The following is a 534-nucleotide window of genomic DNA, read 5'->3' as shown; positions in this document are numbered from 1 at the left end:
CAACATTCCCGGGCTCGGCCGCGCCATCTTCGACGCTGTGCAGAACCAGGAAGGTGCAGTGGTCGTCGGCATCGTCACGCTGATGGTCTTCTTCTACATCTTCTTCAATCTCGTCGTGGACGTGCTGTACGCCTTCCTCGACCCACGGATCAGATACGAGTAGTGGTGATGGATTCCAATAACGCCGAGGCCGCCCGCCAGCACGCCGTGCAGGAAGGCGAGCCGGGAAATGTCGTGACCGGTGAGGCCGTCGAGCTCGTCGGCCAGGCGAGCCTGTGGGGCAACGCGTGGAAGAAGCTGCGCCGCAGCGCGTTCTTCTGGTTCGGAGCCGTCATCACCATCGTTCTCGTCGCGATGGCGGTGGTGCCGCAGGTGTTCGCTCGCGGGATCGATCCGCGGGCCTGCGACCTGTCGGACACCCGTCTCCCGCCCAGCGCGGAGCACTGGTTCGGAACGGACCTGCAGGGTTGCGACTACTACGCCAACGTCGTCTACGGCGCCCGCGTGTCGCTGTCCATCGGTCTGCTGGCCGTC

Annotated in this window: 1 protein-coding gene and 1 pseudogene; both read left to right on the top strand. The window is 64.8% G+C overall.

Going from position 1 to position 534, the window contains the following annotated elements:
• Positions 1 to 4: 4 nt before the first annotated feature.
• Entirely contained in the window at positions 5 to 163 is a 159-nt protein-coding gene (locus tag ACTWQR_RS55980; RefSeq protein ID WP_443235052.1) for an ABC transporter permease subunit, read from the top strand.
• A gap of 5 nt (positions 164 to 168) precedes the next feature.
• Positions 169 to 534, top strand: a pseudogene (locus ACTWQR_RS55975) (hypothetical protein); the annotation flags it as partial.

This window comes from Streptomyces sp. 2A115 (assembly GCF_052245575.1).
Classification (GTDB): domain Bacteria; phylum Actinomycetota; class Actinomycetes; order Streptomycetales; family Streptomycetaceae; genus Streptomyces.
The sequence above is the reverse complement of the archived record's forward strand: the minus strand, read 5'-3'. Positions and strand labels throughout refer to the sequence as shown.